At 74.1% G+C, this 471-nt stretch carries 2 protein-coding genes; both read right to left on the bottom strand.

From position 1 onward, the window contains the following. Positions 1-176, bottom strand: a 176-nt coding sequence (locus AOK22_RS40520) for a LamB/YcsF family protein (RefSeq protein ID WP_167357941.1), incomplete at its 3' end; no start/stop codon positions are given. Between the two features lie 51 nt (positions 177-227). Then, positions 228-471: D-glutamate cyclase family protein (locus tag AOK22_RS43545; protein WP_244165271.1), on the bottom strand; the 244-nt coding region annotated here is incomplete at its 5' end.

Below are 471 nucleotides of genomic sequence, written 5' to 3'. Positions count from 1 at the left end.
CCGCGCTCGGCCGCGCGGTCGCAGACCCGGCGCATGGTGGCCGCGTCCCCGGCGTGGAACCCGCAGGCCACATTGGCGCTGGTGACGACCGACAGCAGCTCCTCGTCGTCGGTCAGGCGCCAGCGGCCGAAGCCCTCGCCGAGGTCGGCGTTCAGATCGATGGGGGCCGTGCTCATCCGGATGGGTCTCCTCTGTCGTTCTCGGCGCCCGTGTGCCCGGCGCCGGGTTCAGGCCACGCGGTACTGCTCGTCCCTCGCGTCGGTGACGAACATCCGGCCCGGCGCGTGCGTGATCGCGAAGGGCGGCTTGGACGCCATCACCGCGGCCTGCGGTGTCACCCCGCACGCCCAGAACACCGGGATGTCGTCCGGTTCCAGGTCCACGGCGTCGCCGAAGTCGGGCCGGTCCAGGTCGTCGATGCCGAGCCCGGCGGGGTCGCCGCAGTGCACCGGCCCGCCGTGCACGGCGGGC

The organism is Streptomyces silaceus, from assembly GCF_001419745.1.
Lineage (GTDB): Bacteria > Actinomycetota > Actinomycetes > Streptomycetales > Streptomycetaceae > Streptomyces > Streptomyces silaceus.
The sequence above is the reverse complement of the archived record's forward strand: the minus strand, read 5'-3'. Positions and strand labels throughout refer to the sequence as shown.